General features: G+C 63.1%; 1 pseudogene. It reads right to left on the reverse strand.

Going from position 1 to position 518, the window contains the following annotated elements:
• Positions 1-448 (reverse strand): annotated as a pseudogene (locus FMQ63_RS38310) (hypothetical protein); the annotation flags it as partial.
• Between the last annotated feature and the right edge of the window lie 70 nt (positions 449-518).

Consider the following 518-nt stretch of genomic DNA (forward strand, 5'->3'; position numbering starts at 1 on the left):
GCGGTGACGACTCTCCTGTCGAACCCACCGCAAACAGTGCGTCCTGGCCGAGCGCATGGAGCCCCCAGTACCGGCCGGGTGAGTCGTGGCGCTGGGCCGCCCCTGTAATCTCATACAAGTGGCCCAGGGTGGAGGCTGCGAATACCTGAGCTGGATTTCCGATCCCGACAACACCTGAGAAGTAGTCGTTCTTGCCAGGGAGGTCGAACTGGATAGGGTAGCAGGTGCTCCCGGTGTGCTCGCCTATATGGCCGTCCTCGCCGACCACAACAAGATTACTATTATTGGGATTGACCCACGCCGCGTGCCAGTCCAGCTTGTTTCCGGCCGGCCCACACCGGTTCGTCGTATCCCCGCTGTGACTCACGAACGCTGAAGTCGCGTCCATCTTCACCGCCAGCCTGCCCCCCAATCCCGCCACCCACACCGGGTAACCACTCGGGTGCACGGCCACCGTCCTCCAATTGCCCCCTGCCAGCACGGGGTCCACCACCTTCTTCAGCGAGCCGCAGGACATC

The organism is Myxococcus sp. CA005, from assembly GCF_006518205.1.
Lineage (GTDB): Bacteria > Myxococcota > Myxococcia > Myxococcales > Myxococcaceae > Myxococcus > Myxococcus xanthus.